Origin of the sequence: Spongiactinospora gelatinilytica (assembly GCF_003236385.1) — a bacterium.
GTDB classification, from domain to species: Bacteria; Actinomycetota; Actinomycetes; order Streptosporangiales; family Streptosporangiaceae; genus Spongiactinospora; species Spongiactinospora gelatinilytica.
In genome coordinates, this window is sequence record NZ_POUA01000056.1 from 4,704 (window position 1) to 27,138 (window position 22,435).

The following is a 22,435-nucleotide window of genomic DNA, read 5'->3' on the forward strand; positions in this document are numbered from 1 at the left end:
ATGGCGACTGATGACAGGCTTCGCGAATATCTCAAGCGCGCCGCCGCCGACCTGCAACAGGCCCGCCGGCGTCTGCGCCAGGTCGAGTACAAGGCGCGTGAGCCGATCGCCATCGTCGGCATGTCGTGCCGCTTCCCCGGCGGCGTGACGAGCCCGGAGGGGCTGTGGCGGCTGGTGGCCGGAGGGGTGGACGCGATCTCCGGTTTCCCGACCGATCGTGGCTGGGACATCGACGCGGTGTACGACCCCGACCCGGGCAAGGTCGGCACGTCGTACGTGCGCGAGGGCGGGTTCCTGTACGACGCGGCGGAGTTCGATCCGGGGTTCTTCGGGATCAGCCCGCGTGAGGCGCTGGCGATGGACCCGCAGCAGCGGTTGTTGCTTGAGGTCTCGTGGGAGGCGCTGGAGCGGGCCGGGATCGATCCGCACGCGTTGCGCGGCAGCCGGACCGGCGTGTTCGCCGGGGTCATGTACGACGACTACGCCACCGGCGGGCCGATTCCCGAAGAGCTGTACGGATACATCGGGACCGGCGTCCACCCCAGTGTGCTCTCCGGCCGGGTGTCCTACACCTTCGGGCTGGAAGGCCCGGCGATCACCGTGGACACGGCGTGCTCGTCGTCGCTGGTGACGCTGCACCTGGCGGCGCAGTCGCTGCGGCAGGGGGAGTGCTCGCTGGCGCTGGCCGGCGGCGTCACCGTGATGGCCACGCTGGGGACCTTCGTGGAGTTCTCCCGGCAGTCCGGGCTGGCCCCCGACGGGCGCAGCAAGTCCTTCGCGGCCTCCGCCGACGGGGCGAGCTGGTCGGAAGGCGCGGGCGTGCTCGTACTGGAACGGCTGTCGGACGCCCGGCGTAACGGCCATGAGGTGCTGGCCGTGCTCCGGGGGTCGGCGATCAACCAGGACGGGGCCTCCAACGGGCTGACCGCGCCGAACGGCCCTTCCCAGGAGCGCCTGATCCGGCAGGCCCTGGCCAACGCCCAGCTTTCGACCGCCGACGTGGACGCGGTGGAGGCGCACGGCACCGGCACCACGCTGGGCGACCCGATCGAGGCGCGGGCGCTGCTGACGACGTACGGCCAGGACCGTGCCGCCGAGCCGCTGTGGCTGGGGTCGATCAAGTCGAACATCGGTCACACGCAGGCCGCCGCCGGTGTCGCCGGTGTGATCAAGATGGTCATGGCGATCAGGCAGGGCGTGCTGCCGCCGACGTTGCATGTGGATGAGCCGACGCCGCATGTGGACTGGTCGGCGGGTGCGGTGGAGCTGCTGACCGAGGCCCGGGGGTGGCCGGAAGTGGATCGGCCGCGCCGGGCCGGGGTGTCGTCGTTCGGGATCAGCGGCACCAACGCGCACATCATTCTGGAGCAGGCCTCTGAAGCGGAGGCGGAAGAGGACGCGGAGACCGCTGACGCGCCGGTCGGTGAGCTGCCGGTGCTGCCGGTGGTGGTGTCGGCGCGGACCGAGACCGGGTTGCGTGAGCAGGCCGGTCGGTTGGCCGAGCATCTGCGTGCGCACCCTGAGCTGGAGATCGCCGACGTGGCGGTTTCGCTGACCAACCGGGCCGCTCTCGAACGGCGTGCGGTGGTCGTCGCCGGGGACCGTAAGGCGCTGCTCGATGGCCTGGACACGCTGATTCCCGGTGTTGAGCCGGTGTCGGGGCGGACCGGGATGTTGTTCTCCGGTCAGGGTTCGCAGCGTCTTGGGATGGGCCGGGAGCTTTATGAGGCTTTCCCGGTGTTCGCCGGGGTGGTGGACGAGGTCTGCGCGGTGGCGGACCAGGTGTTGGATCGTCCGCTGCGTGAGGTGATGTGGGGGTCCGATGCCGCCGCTCTGGAGCAGACGGCCTATGCGCAGGCCGGGTTGTTCGCCTTGCAGGTCGGTTTGTACCGGCTGGTGGAGTCGTGGGGTGTGGTGCCGGATGCGGTGATGGGTCACTCGATCGGTGAGCTGGCCGCAGCGCATGTGGCGGGGGTGTTCTCGCTTCAGGACGCGGCGGCGTTGGTGGCCGCCCGAGGCAGGTTGATGCAAGCTCTGCCGGAGGGCGGGGCGATGCTCGCCGTCACGGCCACTGAACGAGAGGTCACCGAGGCCGCCACGGAGCTGGGCCTGTCCATCGCCGCCGTCAACGGCCCGAACGCGGTGGTGGTCTCCGGGGATCGCCCGGCGTTGGAAGTGCTCGCCGAGACGCGTGGATGGCGGTCCCGGTGGTTGCGGGTCTCGCACGCGTTCCATTCCGGGCTGATGGACCCGATGCTCGACGCCTTCGCCCAGGCCGCCGCCCGGGTGACGTACGCGAGCCCCCGTATCCCGCTGGTGTCGAACGTGTCGGGTACCTGGGCCGGGCCGGAGGTGGGCACCCCTGAGTACTGGGTCGGGCATGTGCGCCGGGCGGTCCGGTTCGGTGACGGGGTGGCCGCGATGGCCGCCGATGGTGTGACCCGGTTCGTGGAGATCGGCCCGGATGGGGTGCTGACGAGCCTGGCCGAAGCCGTCCTGGAAGACGGCCGGGTGTTCGTGCCGCTGCTGCGTAAGGACCGCCCCGAGGTCGAAGCCCTGTGGTCCGGGCTGGGCCGGGCCTGGGCGTCCGGTGTCGCGGTGAACTGGAAGACGGCGCTGGCCGGTCGGGGCCGCCGGGTGGACCTGCCCACGTACGCCTTCCACCGGGAGCGCTACTGGTTGCAGATGAGCGGCGGTACCGGCGATCCGGCGTCCCTGGGACAGACGGCGGCGGACCACCCGCTGCTCGGCGCGGTGATCACCTTGCCGGGGTCCGTCGTGCTGACGGGCCGCCTGTCGGTGCAGGATCAGCCGTGGTTGGCCGACCACACCGTGCTCGGCCAGGTCGTCCTCCCGGCCGGCGCGTTCGCCGAACTGGCCCTTCAGGCCGCCGACCAGGTGGACTGCCGCACGATCGACGAACTCACCCTGCACGCCCCGCTGCTCGTGCCGCAGGACGGCGGGGTCGCGATCCAGGTGGTCGCCGAAGGCGCGGACGAGGCCGGCCGCCGGATGGTGGCCGTCTACAGCCGCGACGAGACCACGACGACCCTGCACGCCTCAGGCACGCTGTCCCCGGACGACGCGCAGGAGGTCTGGGAGCCGGCCGCCTGGCCTCCGCCGGGAGCCGAGGTCGTGGACATCGAAGGCGTGTACGACGAGGACCGCCCCGTCGGCCACGGCCCGGCCTTCCAGGGCCTGCGGGCCGCCTGGCGGCGCGGCGACGACCTGTACGCCGAGGTCGCCCTCCCCGACGAGGTGAAGTCCACCGGCTACGCCCTGCACCCGGCCCTGCTGGACGCCGCCCTGCACGTCCGGACCCTGCTGGGCGGCGCGGAGCCCGCCGCCCCGGCCGCGTTGACCGGCCTGCGCCTGCACGCCTCGGACGCGCGCAGCCTGCGCGTCCACATCAACGGCACCCGCCTGACCGCCACCGACGAAACGGCGCAGCCGGTCGCCGAAGCGGCCTCGATCACCCTGCGTCCGCTGCCGATCGAGCAGATCGTGTCCGCGCAGGCCGCGCGGGAGGGTTCGCTGGAATCCCTCTACCGGCTGTCCTGGTCGCGGCACGACCCGCCGCGCACCGCCACGCCGGGCGCGTTCCTGGCCACCGGGTCCGATGCGGCGGCGCTCCAGGCGGCGCTGCCCGGCACGCCGGTCCACCCGGACCTCGCCAGGCTGGCCGAGGCGGGCGTGCCGGAGACCGTGGTGCTGGTGGTGCCGGCTTCGGCGGGCGGCGTGCCGGACGCGGTCCACCAGACGCTCTCTGACGTGCTGGCCGTGGTCCGCGAGTGGTCGGCCGACGAGCGGTACGCCACCGCGCGCCTGGTCGTGGCCACCCGGGGGGCGGTGGCGGTGCGGCCGGGCGAAAGCCCGGCCGACCTGGCGCACGCCGCAGCCTGGGGTCTGCTGCGCTCGGCGCAGTCCGAACACCCCGACCGGTTCGTCCTGGCCGACCTCGATGACCTGGCCGCGGTGGAGATCGCGGCGGCGGCGGCGACCGAGCCGGAGCTGGCCGTCCGTGACGGCCGGCTCCTGGTACCCCGCCTGACCAGGGCGGCGATGGACGGCGACACCCCCGGATGGACTCCCGCGGGCACGGTACTGATCACCGGGGCCACCGGCGGCCTGGGCCCCGTGGTGGCCCGGCACCTGGTGGCCGAGTACGGGGTGCGCGGCCTGCTGCTGGTCAGCCGCCGCGGCCTGGACGCGCCCGGCGCGGCCGAGTTGCGGGACGAGCTGACCGCGCTCGGCGCGGACGTCGAGATCGCCGCCTGCGACGTGGCCGACCGCGACGCCCTGGCCGCACTCCTGGCGGACCGTGAACTCGACGCCGTGTTCCACGCCGCCGGAGTCCTGGACGACGGCGTACTCGACGCCATGACGCCCGAACGGCTGGCCGCGGTCCTGCGGCCGAAGGCCGACGCGGCCTGGCACCTGCACGAACTGCTGCCGGACGTGCCGGCGTTCGTGCTGTTCTCCTCGGTCGCCGGGGTGCTGGGCGGCCCGGCGCAGGCCAACTACGCCGCCGCCAACGCCTTCCTGGACGCCCTCGCCGAACTTCGGCGGGCCGAAGGCAAGCCCGCCCTGTCCCTCGCGTGGGGGCCATGGGATGAGGAGAGCGCCATGGCCGGGCGGCTCGACCAGGGCGAAACGGCCAGGATGCGGAACTCGGGCGTGCTCCCGCTGCCCACGGACGAGGCGCTGGACCTGCTCGACCGCGTACTGTCCGGAGGGGCGGCGGCGAGCCTGGCGCCCGTCAAGATCGACCATGCCCGGCCGGGGGCGCTGGCCGCCAAGTTGCGCGGCCCCGCGCGCCGGACGGCGGGCGGCGCCTCCTCGCTCGCCCGCCGCCTCGCCGGGATGGACGAGCGCGAGCGCCGCGAACAGGTGCTCCTCCTGGTACGGACGCAGGTCGCGGACGTGCTCGGGCAGAAGTCCGCAGCGGCCGTCGATCCGGGCAGGGCCTTCCAGGACCTCGGGTTCACCTCGCTGGCGGCCGTCGAACTGCGCAACGCCATGGCCGCCGCCACCGGCCTGCGCCTGTCCGCCACCCTGATCTTCGACTACCCGACGCCGCTCGCCCTCGCCGAGCACCTGCTCGCCGAGGTGTCGGGGGCCAGGGCCACGCAGGGCCCCCGCGTGACGACCGCGGCCGACGACGACCCGATCGTGATCGTGGGCATGTCCTGCCGCTACCCGGGCGGAATCGACAGCCCGGAGGAGCTGTGGCGGCTGGTCGCCGGCGGGGTGGACGCGATCTCGCCGTTCCCCGCCGACCGCGGCTGGGACCTCGACGCCCTGTACGACCCTGACCCCGATCGGCCGCACACCACCTACGTCCGCGAGGGCGGGTTCGTGGACGACGTGGCCGACTTCGACAACGCGTTCTTCGGGATCAGCCCGCGCGAGGCGCTGGCCATGGACCCGCAGCAGCGGCTGGTGCTGGAGGCGGCCTGGGAGGCGTTCGAGCGGGCCGGGATCGACCCGGTCAGGCTCAGGGGGACGCCGGCGGGCGTGTTCGTCGGGTTCGGGCTGCCCGACTACATGATGGACGGCCGGTTCAGCGTGCCGGAGGACACCGAGGCGTACCTGAGCACCGGCACCTCGGGATCGGTGATCTCGGGGCGGGTCGCGTACACGCTCGGGCTCGAAGGCCCGGCGGTCTCGGTGGACACGGCGTGCTCGTCGTCGCTGGTGGGGCTGCACCTGGCGGCGCAGTCGCTGCGGCAGGGCGAGTGTTCGATCGCGCTGGCGGGCGGTGTCACGGTCCTGTCCAGTCCGGGGACGTTCGTCACGTTCAGCAGGCAGCGGGGACTGTCGCCGGGCGGGCGGTGCGGGGCGTTCTCCGAGAGCGCCGACGGCACCAACTGGGCCGAGGGCGTCGGGCTCGTGGTCCTGGAACGGCTGTCGGACGCCCGCCGCAACGGGCACGAGGTGCTGGCCGTCCTGCGCGGCTCGGCGATCAACCAGGACGGCGCTTCCAACGGGCTGACCGCGCCGAACGGCCCCTCCCAGCAGCGCGTCATCCGCCAGGCGCTTGCGAACGCCGGGCTGGAGGCCCGCGAGGTGGACGCGGTCGAGGCGCACGGCACCGGCACGACGCTGGGCGACCCGATCGAGGCGCAGGCGCTGCTGGCCACCTATGGCCGGGACCGGGAAGAACCGCTGTGGCTCGGTTCGATCAAGTCCAACATCGGGCACACCCAGGCGGCGGCGGGCGTGGCCGGGCTGATCAAGATGGTGATGGCGCTGCGGCACGAGACGTTGCCGCCGACCCTGCACGTCACCGAGCCCACCACCCACGTGGACTGGTCGGCGGGCGAGGTCAGGCTGCTCACCGAGGCCGTCCCCTGGCCCGCCGGCGAGCGCCCCCGCCGAGCGGGGGTCTCCTCCTTCGGCGTCAGCGGCACCAACGCCCATGTGATCATCGAACAGCCCCCGCACCAGGAAGAACCCCGGCAGGACCGACCGGCTCCGGCCGTCGTTCCGTGGGTGCTGTCGGCCGCCTCCGAGCCCGCGCTGCACGCACAGGCCGCCCGCCTCGCCGCCCACCCCTCCGGGGACGTGCGGGACGTCGCCTGGTCGCTCGCCGCGACCAGGGCGGTGCTGGCGCGGCGGGCCGTGGTCGTCGGGGCGGATCAGGAGGCGCTGGCGGCCGGGCTCGCCGCGCTGGAGCGCGGGGAGAGCGCCGACAACGTCGTGGCCGGTGGGCCCGCCGCCCTGGACGAGAGCGCGGCGGCCGGTGGCGTGGTGTTCGTCTTCCCCGGCCAGGGTTCGCAGTGGGCGGGCATGGCGGTGGACCTGCTGGAGTCCTCGCCGGTCTTCGCCGCGCGCCTGGCCGAGTGCGAACGCGAGCTGTCCACGCTGGTGGACTGGTCCCTGACCGCGGTACTGCGCGGTGACCCCGGTGCCCCCGACCTGGAGCGCGTGGACGTCGTGCAGCCGGTGCTGTTCGCGGTGATGGTCTCGCTGGCCGAGACCTGGCGCGCCGCGGGCGTGAGCCCGGCCGCTGTCGTCGGCCACAGCCAGGGCGAGATCGCCGCCGCCTGCGTGGCGGGCGCGCTGAGCCTGGCCGACGCGATCCGTGTGGTGACGCTGCGCAGCCGCGCCCTGGGCGTGCTCGCCGGGCGCGGCGGCATGGTGTCGCTCGCCGAGGGCGAGAACGCCGCCCGCGAACGGCTGGCCCCCTGGGCGGGCCGCGTGTCGATCGCGGTGGTCAACGGCCCCGCCGCCGTCGTGGTGTCCGGCGACCCGCAGGCGCTGGAAGAACTGATGGCCGGGGCCGCCGAGGACGGCGTACGCGCCCGCGGGCTCCCGGTGGACTACGCCTCCCACTCCCCGCAGGTCGAGGAGATCGCCGGCGACCTGGCCGAGACCCTGGCGGGCGTGTCCCCCGTGCCCGGCACGGTGCCGGTGTACTCCACGGTGTCCGGCGAGCGCGTCGACGGCTCCGGGATGGACGCCGCCTACTGGTACCGCAACCTGCGCGAGACGGTGAACTTCGAGGCAGCCACCCGGCGGCTGCTCGACGACGGCCACCGCGTGTTCGTCGAGATGACCCCGCACCCCGTCCTCACCGTGGCCGTGCAGGAGACCGCGGAGTCGGCGGGCGTGCCCGCCGCGGCCGTCGGCAGCCTGCGCAGGAACGACGGCGGCCTGGACCGGCTGCTGCTGTCCTTCGCCGAGGCGTGGGTGAACGGCGTCGCCGTGGACTGGCCCGCGCTGACGGCGGGCGGGCGCAGGGTGGACCTGCCGACGTACGCGTTCCAGCGGCAGCGGTTCTGGCCCGACACCGTGGCCGAAGACGCCGCCGCCGGGGCGACCGGCGTGACCGCCGTGGAGTCCGGCTTCTGGCAGGCCGTCGAACGCGGCGACCTGCGGGCGCTCGCCGCCACCTTGGAGATCGACCACGACGGGCCGCTCGGCGAGGTGTTGCCCGCCCTGGCCACCTGGCACCGCAGGCGCAACACCGAGGCCGTCGTCAACGGCCGGCGCTACGAGGTCACCTGGAAGCCGGTGACCGTCACGGGCCCGGACCGGCTCGACGGAACCTGGCTGGTCGCGGGCCCGGACGTGCCCGCCGTACGCGAGGCGCTGGCCATGCGCGGGGCCGACGTGCTCTCCCTGACCACCACCGCGGCCGACGCCGACCGGGACGCCCTCGCCGCCCGTCTCGCGGACCTGCTCGGCGACCGCGTCCCCGCGGGTGTGCTGTGCCTGGCGGCGCTGGACGAACAGCCCCTGGCGGACCGGCCGCACGTACCGGCCGGGCTCGCCGTCACGCTTGCGCTGGTCCAGGCCATGGACGCCCTCGAACTGCGGACGCGCCTTTGGTGCGCCACCAGCGGCGCGGTGTCCATCGGCCGGTCCGACGCGCTGCGCCGCCCCGTCCAGGCGCAGACCTGGGGGCTCGGCCTGGTCGCCGCGCTGGAGCGGCCCGGCGGGTGGGGCGGCCTGATCGACCTTCCCGACCTGTCCGGCGGCCTGGACGAGCGGGCCGCCGACCGGCTGTGCCGGGTCCTCGCCGGATCGCACGGTGAGGACCAGCTCGCGCTGCGCCCGTCCGGGATGTTCGCCCGCAGGCTGGCGCACGCCGCCGTACCGTCCGAATCCCGGCCATGGACGCCGGGCGGCGCGGTACTGATCACCGGCGGCACCGGCGCGCTCGGCGCGCACGTCGCCAGGGACCTGGCCCGTGCCGGGGCCACCCGGCTGATCCTGACCAGCAGGCGCGGCGCGGACTCGCCCGGCGCTTCCGACCTCCGCGCCGAACTGGCCGGGCTCGGCGCGGACGTCGAGATCGTCGTGTGCGACGTGGCCGACCGCGACCAGGTCGCGGCCATGCTCGAACGGCTGGCCGCCGACGGCACGCGGTTCAGCGCCGTCGTCCACGCCGCCGGCGTGTCCACCTCGGCGACGATCGAGGACACCACCCCGGACGAACTGGCCGACGCCCTCGCCGCCAAGGCGGGCGGTGCGGCCAACCTGGACGAACTCCTCGGCGACCTGGAGGCGTTCGTGCTGTTCTCCTCCGGCGCGGGCATCTGGGGCGGCGGCGGCCAGGCCGCGTACGCCGCCGCCAACGCCTACCTGGACGCGCTCGCCCGGCACCGCGCCGCCAGGGGACTCCCGGCGACCACCATCGCCTGGGGACTGTGGGCCGGGGCCGGCATGGGCGAGGGCGTGGCCACCGACCTGCTCCGCCGCCGCGGCCTGTACGCGATGCCGCCCGAGGAGGCCGTCACCGCGCTGCGCCTGGTCGCCGGCCAGGGCGACGGCAACGCCGTGGTCGCCGACATCGACTGGCCCAGGTTCGTGCCGGGCTTCACCGCCGCCCGGCAGAGCGCCCTGATCGGCGACCTGCCCGAGGTGCGGGCCCTCGCCGCCGAGACCCCGCAGGGCGCGGCCGACACCGGGCTGGCGGGCCGGCTCGCCGGGGCGTCCCGCGCCGAACGCGACACCGTACTGCGCGAGCTGGTGTCCACGCACGTCGCGGCGGTGCTCGGGCTGGGCGGCGCGGACCAGGTCGAGATGAACCGGGCGTTCAAGGAGCTGGGGTTCGACTCGCTGATGGCGGTCGAGCTGCGCAACCGGGTCGCCGCCGGCACCGGCCTGCGGCTGCCCACCACCCTCGTCTTCGACCACCCCAACGCCGCCGCGCTGGCCGCGCACCTCGACACCCTGCTGCCCGGCGGGCAGGACCTGCCCACCGGCGCGGAGCCCGTCCCCGCCGCCGCGCTCGACGACGACCCCATCGCGGTCATCGGCATGAGCTGCCGCTACCCCGGCGGCGCGGACACGCCGCAGAAGCTGTGGGAACTGGTCGCCGGGGGCGTGGACGCCGTCGGCGCGTTCCCCGCCGACCGGGGCTGGAACCTGGACGCGCTCGGCGACATGCAGGTACGCGAGGGCGGCTTCCTGTACGACGCGGCCATGTTCGACGCGTCCTTCTTCGGGCTCAGCCCTCGCGAGGCGGTCACCATGGACCCGCAGCAGCGGCTCATGCTGGAGACCGCCTGGGAGGCCATCGAGAGCGTCGGCATCGACCCCGCCACGCTGCGCGGCAGCCAGACCGCGGTGTTCACCGGCGTCGGCAACGCCGACTACTCCGACGACGTTCAGGACCTTCCCGAGGAGGCCGAGGGCTACCTGCTCACCGGCACCTCGGGGGCCGTCGTGTCCGGGCGGGTCGCGTACGTGCTCGGCCTGGAAGGGCCGGCCGTGACCGTGGACACCGCCTGCTCCTCCTCCCTCGTCACGCTGCACCTGGGCGTGCAGTCGCTGCGCAACGGCGAATGCTCGCTCGCGCTCACCGGCGGCGTGGCGGTGATGTCCAGCCCGATGGGGTTCACCGAGTTCGGCAAGCAGGGCGGCCTGGCGGCCGACGGGCGCTGCAAGGCGTTCGGGGCCGCCGCCGACGGCACCGGCTGGGCGGAGGGCGCCGGGATGCTGGTGCTGGAACGCCTGTCGGACGCCCGCCGCAACGGCCACCCGGTACTGGCCTTGATCCGCGGCTCGGCGATCAACCAGGACGGCGCCAGCAACGGCCTGACCGCCCCCAACGGCCTGTCCCAGCAGCGGGTCATCCGGCAGGCGCTGGCCAACGCCCGGCTGTCGGCCGCCGACGTGGACGTGGTGGAGGCGCACGGCACCGGCACCACGCTGGGCGACCCGATCGAGGCCGAGGCCCTGCTCACCGCCTACGGCCAGGACCGCGCCGAGCCGCTGTGGCTCGGTACCGTCAAGTCCAACATCGGGCACACCCAGGCCGCCGCCGGTGTCGCCGGGGTGATCAAGATGGTCATGGCGATGCGGAACGGCACGCTCCCGCCGACCCTGCACGCCGAGCAGCCGACCCCGCACGTGGACTGGTCCTCGGGCGGGGTCCGCCTGCTGTCCGAGCCGGTCGCCTGGCACCGCAACGGCCACCCGCGCCGCGCCGGTGTCTCGGCCTTCGGCATCAGCGGCACCAACGCCCACGTCATCCTGGAACATCCCGAAGACGACCCTGCCCCGGCGGTCGAGGACGCCGGGGCGGATCGGCCGGTGCCCTACTTGCTGTCCGGGCGGAGCACGGAGGCGTTGCGGGCGCAGGCCGGGAAGTTGCGGGATCACCTGGTCGCGAACCCCGCGCTCGCGCCCGACGCGGTCGCGCGGACGCTGGCCACCGGCCGCAGCCACTTCCAGCACCGCGCCGCGGTGGTCGCCGCCGACCGGGCGGCACTGCTGCGCGACCTCGACGCCCTCGCACAGGGCACGACCGCCAGTGCGCAGGCGCGGCCCGGCAAGGTCGCGTTCCTGTGCACCGGGCAGGGCAGCCAGCGCGTGGGCATGGGCGCCGAGCTGTACCGGCGGCACCCCGCCTACGCCGAGGCGTTCGACGAGGTCTGCGCGTACCTGGACCGCCACCTGGACCGCCCCCTCCAGGACGCGCTCGCCGACCCCGCCCTGATCGACGAGACCATGTACGCCCAGGCGGCGCTGTTCGCCGTCGAGGTGGCCCTGTACCGGCTGATGGACGGGTGGGGCGTGCGGCCCGACCATCTGCTCGGCCACTCCATCGGCGAACTGGCCGCCGCCCACGTCGCCGGTGTCCTGTCCCTGGAGGACGCGACCAGGCTGGTCGCCGCCCGGGGCAGGCTCATGCAGGCGCAGCCGCGCGGCGGCGCGATGATCGCCGTCCAGGCGTCCGAGGCGGAGATCGCGCCGCTTCCCGACGGGGTCGCCCTGGCCGCCGTCAACGGCCCGGCGTCCGTGGTCGTCTCCGGCGACGAGGACCCCGTGACCGCGTTCGCCGCCCACTGGGCGGGCCAGGGCCGCCGCACCCGCAGACTGCGGGTCAGCCACGCCTTCCACTCCCACCACATGGACGGCATGCTGGAGGAGTTCCGCCGCGTCGCGGCCGAGCTGACCTACCGGCCGCCCGCCGTCCCCATCGTCTCCAACCTCACCGGCGCGCCCGTGCCGGACGAGGAGCTGTGCGCCCCCGACTACTGGGTGCGGCACGTCCGCGAGGCCGTACGCTTCGCCGACGGCATCGCCTGGCTGGCCGATCAGGGCGTCACGACCTTCCTGGAACTGGGCCCGGACGGCACGCTCACCGCGATGACCCGCCACTGCCTCCCCGACACCGAAGACGCCTTCGCCACCTCCGCGCTGCGCGAATCGCGCCCCGAGGAGCAGACGATCACCCGGGCGGTAGCGGACCTGCACGCCCACGGCGTGCCGGTGGACTGGGCGGCCGTACTGGGCGACGGCGAGAAGGCCGCGCTGCCGACGTACGCCTTCCAGCGCTCCCGCCACTGGCTGTCGGGAGGCCCGAGGCGGGCGGGCGGCGCCGAGGGACTCGGCCTGGACAGCGTCGATCACCCCATGCTGGGCGCGGCGCTGAGCCTGGCCGACGGCGAAGGGTGGATGTTCACCACCCGCCTGGCGCAGAGCACCCACCCGTGGCTCGCCCACCACGACGTCATGCACATGCCGATCCTGCCCGGCATCGGACTGCTGGAGCTGGCCATGTCGGCCGGTCGGCGGATCGGCTGCGACCAGGTGGACGAGCTGAACTTCCAGGCCCCGATCATCCTGCCTGAGACCGGCGGCGCGCAGCTCCAGATCCGGATCGGCGCGCCCGGCCCGGACGGCCGCCGCCCGATCAGCATGCACTACCGCCTCGACGGCGACGCCCGCCCGGACCTGGACGAGCCCGGCGAGTGGATCCGCAACGCCACCGGCTTCCTCAGCACCTCGGACGGCACGCCGCCGCGCACCGACCTGGCCGTGTGGCCGCCCGCCGGCGCGGAACCCGTGGACACCAGCGACCTCTACGCCCGGCTGGCCCGGCTCAGCTACAACTTCGGCCCGTCCTTCCGTGGCCTGCGGGCCGCCTGGCGGCGCGGCGAGGAATGGTTCACCGAGGTCCGGCTGCCCGACGAGTACCAGGCCGACACCCCCCGGTTCGCCATCCACCCCGCCATGCTGGACGCCGCCGGGCACGTGCAGTTGGTCGATGAGGCGGAGAACATCTCCGGCGGCCTGGTGCCCGTGCTGCTGTCCATGCGGGGCGTCCGGCTGTACGACGCAGGCCCGGCGTCCCTCCGGGTCCGGCTGGTGCCGCCGGACACGGAGCGCCGCCGGGGCGACGGCATCGCCATGGACATCGCCGACGAGACCGGCAGGCTGGTCGCCAGGATCGACTCGATGCTCGCGACGGCCGTCGAGCCGAAGCAGTTCAGCAGCGGCCCGGACGGCTCGCTGCTGCGTGTGGAGTGGACCCGGACGGCCGAGATCCCCGGCGGCGGCGCGGACGATGCGTACGTGCTCGCCGGGGACCGCCTCGACTGGGACGGTCAGACCCCGTCCACCGTGGTCGCGGTGTGCCCGCAGGCCGGGCCGGACGCCGGTCCGGAGTCCGTGCACGAGGCGACCCGCTGGGCGCTCGGGCTGGTGCGGGAGTGGCTGGCCGACGACCGGTGCCACGATTCCCGGTTAGTGATCGTTACGCGTGGTGCGGTGGCGGTCTCCGCTGGTGAGGTCGTGGATGATCTGGCGGGTGCGGCGGTCTGGGGTCTGGTGCGGTCGGCGCAGGCCGAGCACCCGGGGCGGTTCGTGCTGGTGGACACCGATGGTCCGGTGCCTTCGCTGGTGGACGGTGAGTCGGAGTACGCGGTGCGGGACGGGCGGGTGTTCCTGCCCCGGCTGGCTCGGGTGCGTGCGGTGGCCGGGGAGTTGCCGCAGTTGCGGGGTCCGGTGCTGGTGACCGGTGGCTCGGGTGGGCTGGGTGCGTTGGTGGCTCGGCACCTGGTCTCCGTGCATGGGGTGCGGGAGTTGGTGCTGGTCGGGCGGCGTGGGTTGGACGCGCCGGGTGCGGTGGGGTTGCGTGATGAGCTGGCCGGGCTGGGTGCATCGGTGGAGGTCGCCGCGTGTGATGTGGCCGATCGGGAGGCGCTGGCCGGGCTGCTGGCGGGCCGTGCTGTCGGTGCGGTGGTGCATGCGGCCGGTGTGCTGGACGACGGTGTGATCGAGTCCATGACGCCGGACCGGATGGCCACTGTTCTCCGGCCCAAGGTGGACGCGGCCTGGCATCTGCACGAGCTGCTGCCGGACGTGTCGGCCTTCGTACTGTTCTCCTCCGGAGCCGGCCTGATGGGCAGTGCCGGTCAGGCGAACTACGCGGCGGGCAACGCGTTCCTGGACGCGCTGGCACAGCGACGCGGTGGCCTGTCGCTGGCCTGGGGTCTGTGGGAACAGGCCGAAGGCATGGGCGGCTCGCTGGCCGAGGTGGACCGGTCCCGGATGAGCCGCGAAGGCGTGCTCGCCCTGACTGCGGAGGAAGGGCTGGCCCTGCTGGACACCGCGCTCGGTGTCGATGCGGCGGTGCTGGCACCCGTGCGATTCGACCTGAACGCCCTTCGTGCTCGCGGCGCGTCGCTTCCCAGCGTGCTCAAGGGACTGGCGGGCAGGCCGGCCCGGAGCATCGCCCCCTCACGGGGATCGTCGTGGACGCCGCAGACCGTTCTGGACCTGGTCCGGGCTCAGGTGGCGTCGGTGCTGGGGCACGGGTCGGCTGAGGCGGTGGAGCCGGAGCGGGCGTTCTCGGACCTCGGGTTCGATTCGCTGACGGCGGTGGAACTGCGCAATGGGCTTGGCTCGGTGACGGGCCTGCGGCTTCCGGCGACGCTGGTGTTCGACTATCCGTCTCCGCGTGTGCTGGCGGAGTACCTGCTGGGTGAGCTGGCGGGGACCGGGCGGGTGAGTACGGCTGCCGCCGCTCCGGCGCAGGCGGTGGTGGCTCTGGATGACGATCCCGTGGTGATCGTGGGGATGTCCTGCCGGTACCCGGGCGGAGTGGACTCGCCCGAGGGGCTGTGGCGGCTGGTCGCGGATCAGGTGGACGCGATCTCGGGGTTCCCGACCGATCGCGGGTGGAACATCGACGCGATGTTCGATCCGGAGCCGGGTCTGGCCGGTCGCTCGTATGTGCGCGATGGCGGGTTCCTGCATGATGCGGCGGAGTTCGATCCGGGGTTCTTCGGGATCAGTCCGCGTGAGGCGCTGGCGATGGACCCGCAGCAGCGGTTGTTGCTTGAGGTCTCGTGGGAGGCGTTGGAGCGGGCCGGGATCGACCCGCAGGGGCTGCGCGGCAGCCGGACCGGGGTCTTCGCCGGGGTGATGTACCACGACTACGCCGACTCCGGCGCCGGCGGCAGTGTGGTGTCGGGGCGGGTGTCCTACACCTTCGGGCTGGAGGGTCCGGCGGTGTCGGTGGACACGGCGTGCTCGTCGTCGCTGGTCGCGCTGCACTGGGCGGCGCAGTCGCTGCGGCAGGGGGAGTGCTCGCTGGCGCTGGCCGGCGGTGTCACGGTGATGGCCACGCCGGATTCGTTCGTCGAGTTCTCCCTGCAGCGGGGTCTCGCGCCGGACGGGCGCAGCAAGTCCTTCGCCGGTGCGGCGGACGGGACAAGCTGGTCAGAAGGCGTCGGGGTGCTGGTACTTGAGCGGCTGTCGGACGCTCAGCGGAACGGTCATGAAGTGCTGGCGGTCGTACGCGGCTCGGCGATCAACCAGGACGGGGCGTCGAACGGGCTCACCGCGCCGAATGGGCCTTCGCAGGAACGGCTGGTGTGGCAGACGCTGGTTAATGCCGGGCTGTCGGTTCACGACGTCGATGCGGTCGAAGCCCACGGCACCGGGACGACGCTGGGGGACCCGATCGAGGCCCAGGCGTTGCTGGCCACTTATGGGCAGGACCGCCAGGAGCCGCTGTGGTTGGGATCGATCAAGTCGAACATCGGGCACAGCCAGGCGGCGGCGGGCGTGGCCGGTGTGATCAAGATGGTCATGGCGATGCGGAACGGCATGCTTCCGGCCACGTTGCACGTCGATGAGCCGACGCCGCATGTGGACTGGTCGGCCGGTGCGGTGGAGCTGCTGACCGAGGCCCGCGAATGGCCGGAGGTGGATCGGCCGCGCCGGGCGGGGGTGTCCTCGTTCGGGATCAGCGGCACCAACGCGCACGTCATCCTGGAGCAGGCCCCAGAAGTGGAGCCCGCCGAGGCTCCGCCGTCCGGTGTGGTGCCGGTGGTGGTTTCGGCGTGGAGCGAGGCGGGGTTGCGCGAGCAGGCCGAGCGACTGGCGGCGCATCTGCGGGCGCGTCCGGAGCTGGAGGTCGCTGATGTGGCGGTTTCGCTGACCACGCGGGCGGCGCTGGAACGGCGTGCGGTCGTCGTGGCCGGGGACCGGGACGAGCTTCTGGCCGGGCTGGATGGGCTGGATGCCGGTTCGGCTGTGCTGGCGGGGCGGACTGGGATGTTGTTCTCCGGTCAGGGTTCGCAGCGGCTGGGGATGGGCCGGGAGCTGTACGAGAGCTTCCCGGTGTTCGCCGGTGTGGTGGACGAGGTCTGCGCGGTGGTCGATCGGGTGTCGGATCGTCCGCTGCGTGAGGTGATGTGGGGGTCCGATGCCGCTGCTCTGGAGCAGACGGCGTATGCGCAGGCCGGGTTGTTCGCTCTCCAGGTCGGTTTGTACCGGCTGGTGGAGTCGTGGGGTGTGGTGCCGGATGCGGTGATGGGTCACTCGATCGGTGAGCTGGCCGCAGCGCATGTGGCGGGGGTGTTCTCCCTTCAGGACGCGGCGGCGCTGGTCGCCGCCCGAGGCAGGTTGATGCAAGCTCTGCCGGAGGGCGGGGCGATGCTCGCCGTCACGGCCACTGAGCAGGAGGTCAGCGAGGCGGCCACGGAACTGGGCCTGTCCATCGCGGCGGTGAACGGGCCTTCTGCGGTCGTGGTCTCCGGGGATCGTCAGGCGTTGGAGGTACTTGCCGAGCGCGGATGGCGGTCCCGGTGGTTGCGGGTCTCGCACGCGTTCCATTCCGGGCTGATGGACCCGATGCTCGAGGACTTCGCCGACGCCGCATCGCGCGTCCGGTTCGAGCAGCCGCGCCTGCCGCTGGTGTCGAACGTGTCCGGTACCTGGGCCGGGCCGGAGGTGTGCTCGCCGGGGTACTGGGTCGGGCATGTGCGCCGGGCGGTCCGGTTCGGTGACGGGGTGGCCGCGATGGCCGCCGATGGTGTGACCCGGTTCGTGGAGATCGGCCCGGATGGGGTGCTGACGAGCCTGGCCGAAGCCGTCCTGGAAGACGGCCGGGTGTTCGTGCCGCTGCTGCGCAAGGACCGCCCCGAGGTCGAAGCCCTGTGGTCGGGGCTGGGCCGGGCCTGGGCGTCCGGTGTCGCGGTGAACTGGAAGGCCGCGCTGGCCGGCCGGGGCCGCCGGGTGGACCTGCCCACGTACGCGTTCCAGCACGAACGCTTCTGGCTGGAACCGGCGCACGAGGCCGGGGACGTGACCCGGATGGGGCAGCGCCCCGCCGATCACCCGCTGCTGGGCGCGATGATCTCCTTGCCCGGCTCGGGTGGCGTGGTGCTGACCGGCCGCCTGTCCATCGGCGAGCAGCCGTGGCTGGCCGACCACGCCGTACTCGGGCAGGTCATCCTGCCCGGGACGGCCTTCGTGGAGCTGGCGTTGCAGGCCGCCGACCGGGTGGAGTGCCGGAGCATCGAGGAGTTGACGCTGCACGCGCCGCTGGTGGTGCCCGATGAGGGCGGAATCGCGATCCAGGTAGTGGTAGAGGGCGCGGACGAGGCCGGGCGTCGTCCGGTCGCGGTCTACAGCGTGGCCTCGTCCGGTACGACGCTGCACGCATCCGGCACGGTGGCCCCCGACGACAAGCGCGGGACGTGGGAAGCGACGGCCTGGCCGCCGCCGGGAGCCGAGGTCCTGGACCTCGCCGGGGTGTACGAGGAGCTGGCGGCGGCCGGTTACGGCTACGGCCCCGCCTTCCAGGGACTGCGAGCCGCCTGGCGGCACGGCGGCGACCTGTACGCCGAGGTCGCAGTGCCCGACGACGTCACCACCACGGGCTACGGCCTGCACCCCGCCCTGCTGGACGCCGCCATGCACGTGAACTCCCTCGCCGTCCGCGCCATGGACGGGCCGCAGACCCCGATGGTCCCCTTCGCCTGGAGTGGAGTGTCGCTGCACGCGATGGGGGCGTCCGCCGTCCGGGTAAGGATCGTCAGCACAGGCGATCAGATGGCGGTCGAGCTGGCCGACCCGGCAGGCCGGCCGGTGGCGTCGATCGGGTCGCTGGTCGCCCGGCCGGTGTCCGTCGAGCAGATCCAGGCCGCGCAGACCGGGCAGCGCGACTCGCTCTACCGGCTGAACTGGTCCCCGGCCGACCTTCCGTCCGATGAGCCGGCGCCGGAGGCGGTGGTGTTGCGGTGTCCGGCCGGTGATGGGCCGGAGGGGGTACGCGCGGCGGTCCAGGAAGTGCTGACCGTCCTTCAAGAGTGGGTGAGTGAGGAGCGGTCCACCGAGTCGCGGCTGGTGGTGGTGACCCAAGGCGCGGTGGCGACCACCTCCGGTGAGGGTGTGGATGACCTGGCCGGGGCTGCGGTGTGGGGCCTGGTGCGGTCGGCGCAGGCGGAGTACCCGGGCCGGTTCGTGCTGGTGGACACCGACGGGCCGGTACTGCTCGCGGGTGATGAGCCGCAGGTCGCGGTCCGTGACGGGCGGGTGCTGATCCCGCGCCTGGCCCGCGCCGAGGCCGGCGATCCTGCGGGATTGCGCGGTCCGGTGTTGATCACCGGTGGCACGGGCGGGCTGGGTGCGCTGGTGGCCCGGCACCTGGTCGCCAAGCACGGGATGAAAGACCTGGTGCTGGTCAGCCGCACTGGCCTGGACGCGCCGGGTGCGATCGAGTTGCGCGATGAGCTGGGCGCGGAGGTCGTGGCGTGTGATGTGACCGACCGCCAGGCGGTGGCCGATCTGCTGGCAGGCCGGTCGGTGGGCACGGTGGTACACGCGGCCGGGATCGGCTCCAACGCGGTGCTGGCCGAGATGACGGCCGAGCAGGTGGAGCGGGTGTTGCGGCCGAAGGTGGACGCCGCCTGGCACCTGCACGACCTGCTGCCCGAGGAAACGAGGCTGGTGTCGTTCTCCTCGATCGCCTCCCTGGTGGACAACCCTGGTCAGGCGAACTACGCGGCCGGGAACGCGTTCTTGGACGGCCTGGCTCAGCAGGCTCGCGCGCAGGGACGCCCGGCGACCTCGCTGGCCTGGGGCCTGTGGGGTGGTGAGCACGGTCTGGGCGGGCAGCTCGGCGAGTCGGAGGTGCAGCGCATCCGCCGCTGGGGAATGGTCCCGTTCGAGGTCGATGAGGCCCTGACGCTGTTCGATCACGCACTGACCACCGATGCGGCTGGGGTGGTCCCGGTCCGGTACGACCTGGCCGCGCTGCGCGCCCGGGGCGATACCCTCCCGCACCTGCTGCGCGGCCTGCTGCCCAAGGAACGCCGTACCGCCGCCACGACCGCGACGAACGCCGAAGCGTTCCGCGGAAAGCTGGACGCGCTCTCCCCGGAGGAACGCGACCAGGCCGTACTCGACCTCGTGCGCACCCACGTCGCGACCGTGCTCGGACATCGTTCCGCCGACGCCATCGGCCCACAGCGCGCCTTCCAGGAGCTGGGTTTCGACTCCCTCGGCGCGGTGGAGCTGCGCAACGGCCTCAACGCCGCGACGGGCCTGCGCCTGCCCGCCACCGTCATCTTCGACCACCCGAACGCCCAGGCCCTCGCGGAGCGGATCCGCAAGGAAATGGCCGGGAGCGAGGAGGACGAGGCGATCCGGAAGATCATCGAGTCGATCCCGCTGACCAGCCTGAAGAGTTCCGGCCTGCTGGACCGGCTGATGGAACTGGCCGGTCACAACGGCGGCACCCAGACCAACAACGGCGGCGACATCGACGACATGGACGCCGAAAGCCTGATCAACCTGGTACTCGACGACACCTCAGGGGAAGCGTGGAACGCCGATGAGTAAGTCCGAAGAGCGGCTGGTCGAGGCCCTGCGGGCGTCGGCCAAGGAGACCGACAGGCTGCGCAAGGTGGTGGCCGCGTCGCGGGAGCCCATCGCCGTGGTCGGCATGTCGTGCCGGTACCCGGGCGGGGTGGCCTCGCCGGATGATCTGTGGCGGCTCGTCGCCTCGGGGGAGGACGCGATCTCCGAGTTCCCCGGCGACCGTGGCTGGGACCTGGAGACGATCTACGATCCGGAGGGCGCGCGGCCCAATAGTTCGTATGTGAAAGAGGGCGGGTTCCTGCGGGAGGCCGCCGACTTCGACCCGGTGTTCTTCGGCGTCGGCCCCCGCGAGGCGCTGACCATGGACCCGCAGCAGCGGCTGCTGCTGGAGGCCGCGTGGGAGGCGCTGGAGCACGCCGGGATCGACCCGCACACGCGGCGCGGCACCGACACCGGCGTGTTCGCCGGGGTCATGTACCACGACTACGGCGACAACAGCACGGCGGGCAGCGTCGTCTCCGGCCGGGTCGCCTACACGTTCGGCTTCGAGGGCCCGGCCGTGTCGCTGGACACCGCGTGCTCGTCCTCCCTCGTGGCGCTGCACCTGGCGGTGCAGTCGCTGCGCCAGAAGGAGTGCTCACTGGCGCTGGCGGGCGGCGTGACGGTGATGTACTCGCCCGTCATGTTCATCGAGTTCAGCAGGCAGCGGGCGCTGGCGGCGGACGGCCGGTGCAAGGCGTTCGCGGCGGCGGCCGACGGGGCCGGCTGGTCGGAGGGCGTCGGCCTGGTGGCACTGGAACGTCTGTCCGACGCCCGCGCGAACGGGCACCGCGTCCTCGCCGTGATCAAGGGCAGCGCCGTCAACCAGGACGGCGCGTCCAACGGCATGATGGCGCCCAACGGGCCCTCCCAGGAGCGGGTGATCCGCCAGGCGCTGGCCAACGCCCGGGTGCCCGCCGACCAGGTGGACGCCGTCGAGGCGCACGGTACCGGTACCAAACTGGGCGACCCGATCGAGGCGCAGGCGCTGCTGGCCACGTACGGGCAGAACCGCGACCGGCCGCTCGCCATCGGCTCGATCAAGTCCAACATCGGGCACGCCCAGGCGGCGGGCGGCGTCGCCGGCGTGATCAAGATGGTGATGGCGATGCGGCACGGCATGCTGCCCCGCACCCTCCATGTGAACGCGCCGACGCCGCATGTGGACTGGTCGTCGGGCGCGGTCGAACTGCTCACCGAGGAACGCCCCTGGCAGGCGAACGGGCATCCGCGGCGGGCCGGGATCTCGTCGTTCGGGGCCAGTGGCACCAACGCGCACATCATTCTGGAGGAGGCCCCCGGCGAGGAGCCGCCGGAGCCGTCGAAGCCCGCCCCCGCGCCCATCGTGCCGCTCGCCCTGTCGGCCAGGACCGAGGCCGCGGTACGCGCCCAGGCCGGACGCCTCGCCGCCCACCTGCGCGCCCACCCGGACCTTGACGTCGCGGACGTCGCCTACTCGCTGGCCACGACCCGGGCCCGCCTCGAACACCGCTCGGTCGTGGCCGGGCGTGACCGGGACGAGGTGCTGGACGGGCTGTCCGCCCTGGCGGACGGCCACGGCGATGTCGGCCTCGCGCCGCCCGCAGCGCCCAAGCCGGTGTTCGTCTTCCCCGGCCAGGGTTCGCAGTGGGCAGGCATGTGCCTGGAGCTGCTGGATACCTCGCCCGCGTTCGCCGAGGCCATGGGCGCGTGCGGGGACGCCCTGGCCGAGTGGGTGGACTGGCGGCTGCCGGACATGCTGCGCAGCGCGCCGTCGCTGGAACGGGTGGACGTGGTCCAGCCGGTCCTGTGGGCCGTGATGGTGTCGCTGGCCGAACACTGGCGGGCGCACGGCGTACGTCCTGCGGCCGTCGTCGGCCACTCGCAGGGTGAGATCGCCGCGGCCTGCGTGGCCGGGGCGTTGAGCCTGCGCGACGGGGCCCGCGTGGTCGCGCTGCGCAGCAAGCTGATCGGCGAGACGCTGGCCGGGCTCGGCGGCGGCATGATGTCGGTGGCGCTGGGCGAGGCGGAGGTCGCGGGGCTGCTGCGCGCGACCGGCCTGCCCGGTCTGTCGATGGCCGCGGTCAACGGCGCGGCCTCGGTCGTGGTGTCCGGCGACGGGCTGGAGTTGGAGAAGCTGGCCGCCGTACTGGCCGAGCGCGACGTACGGCACAAGCGCATCCCCGTGGACTACGCCTCCCACTCCGCGCACGTCGAGACCCTGCGCGACCGGCTCTTGCAGGACCTGGCGCAGGTCGAGCCGCGCACCGCCGACATCCCGTTCTACTCCACCGTGACCGGCGGCCCGGTGGACACGGCCCGGCTCGACGCCGAGTACTGGTACACCAACCTGCGGGAGACGGTCCGCTTCGCGCCCGTGATCGAGATGCTGCTGGGACGCGGCACGCGGGCGTTCGTCGAGTCCAGCCCGCACCCGGTGCTCACCGTCGGCGTCGCCGAGACCGCCGAGGCGGCCGGGGTGGACGCCCTGGTGATCGGCACGCTGCGCCGGGACGAGGGCGGGCCGCGGCGGTTCCTCGCCTCGCTGCTGTCTCTT

2 protein-coding genes are annotated in these 22,435 nt (G+C 73.5%); both read left to right on the plus strand.

Translation table 11 applies throughout. From position 1 onward, the window contains the following. Positions 1-19,881: a type I polyketide synthase gene (locus C1I98_RS42725; RefSeq protein ID WP_199536838.1), complete on the plus strand. Its 19,881-nt coding sequence runs from the start codon at positions 1-3 to the stop codon at positions 19,879-19,881. After that, positions 19,874-22,435 (plus strand): type I polyketide synthase (locus C1I98_RS10130; protein WP_146607356.1); only part of this gene is annotated, 2,562 nt, incomplete at its 3' end. The genes C1I98_RS42725 and C1I98_RS10130, both read left to right, overlap by 8 nt.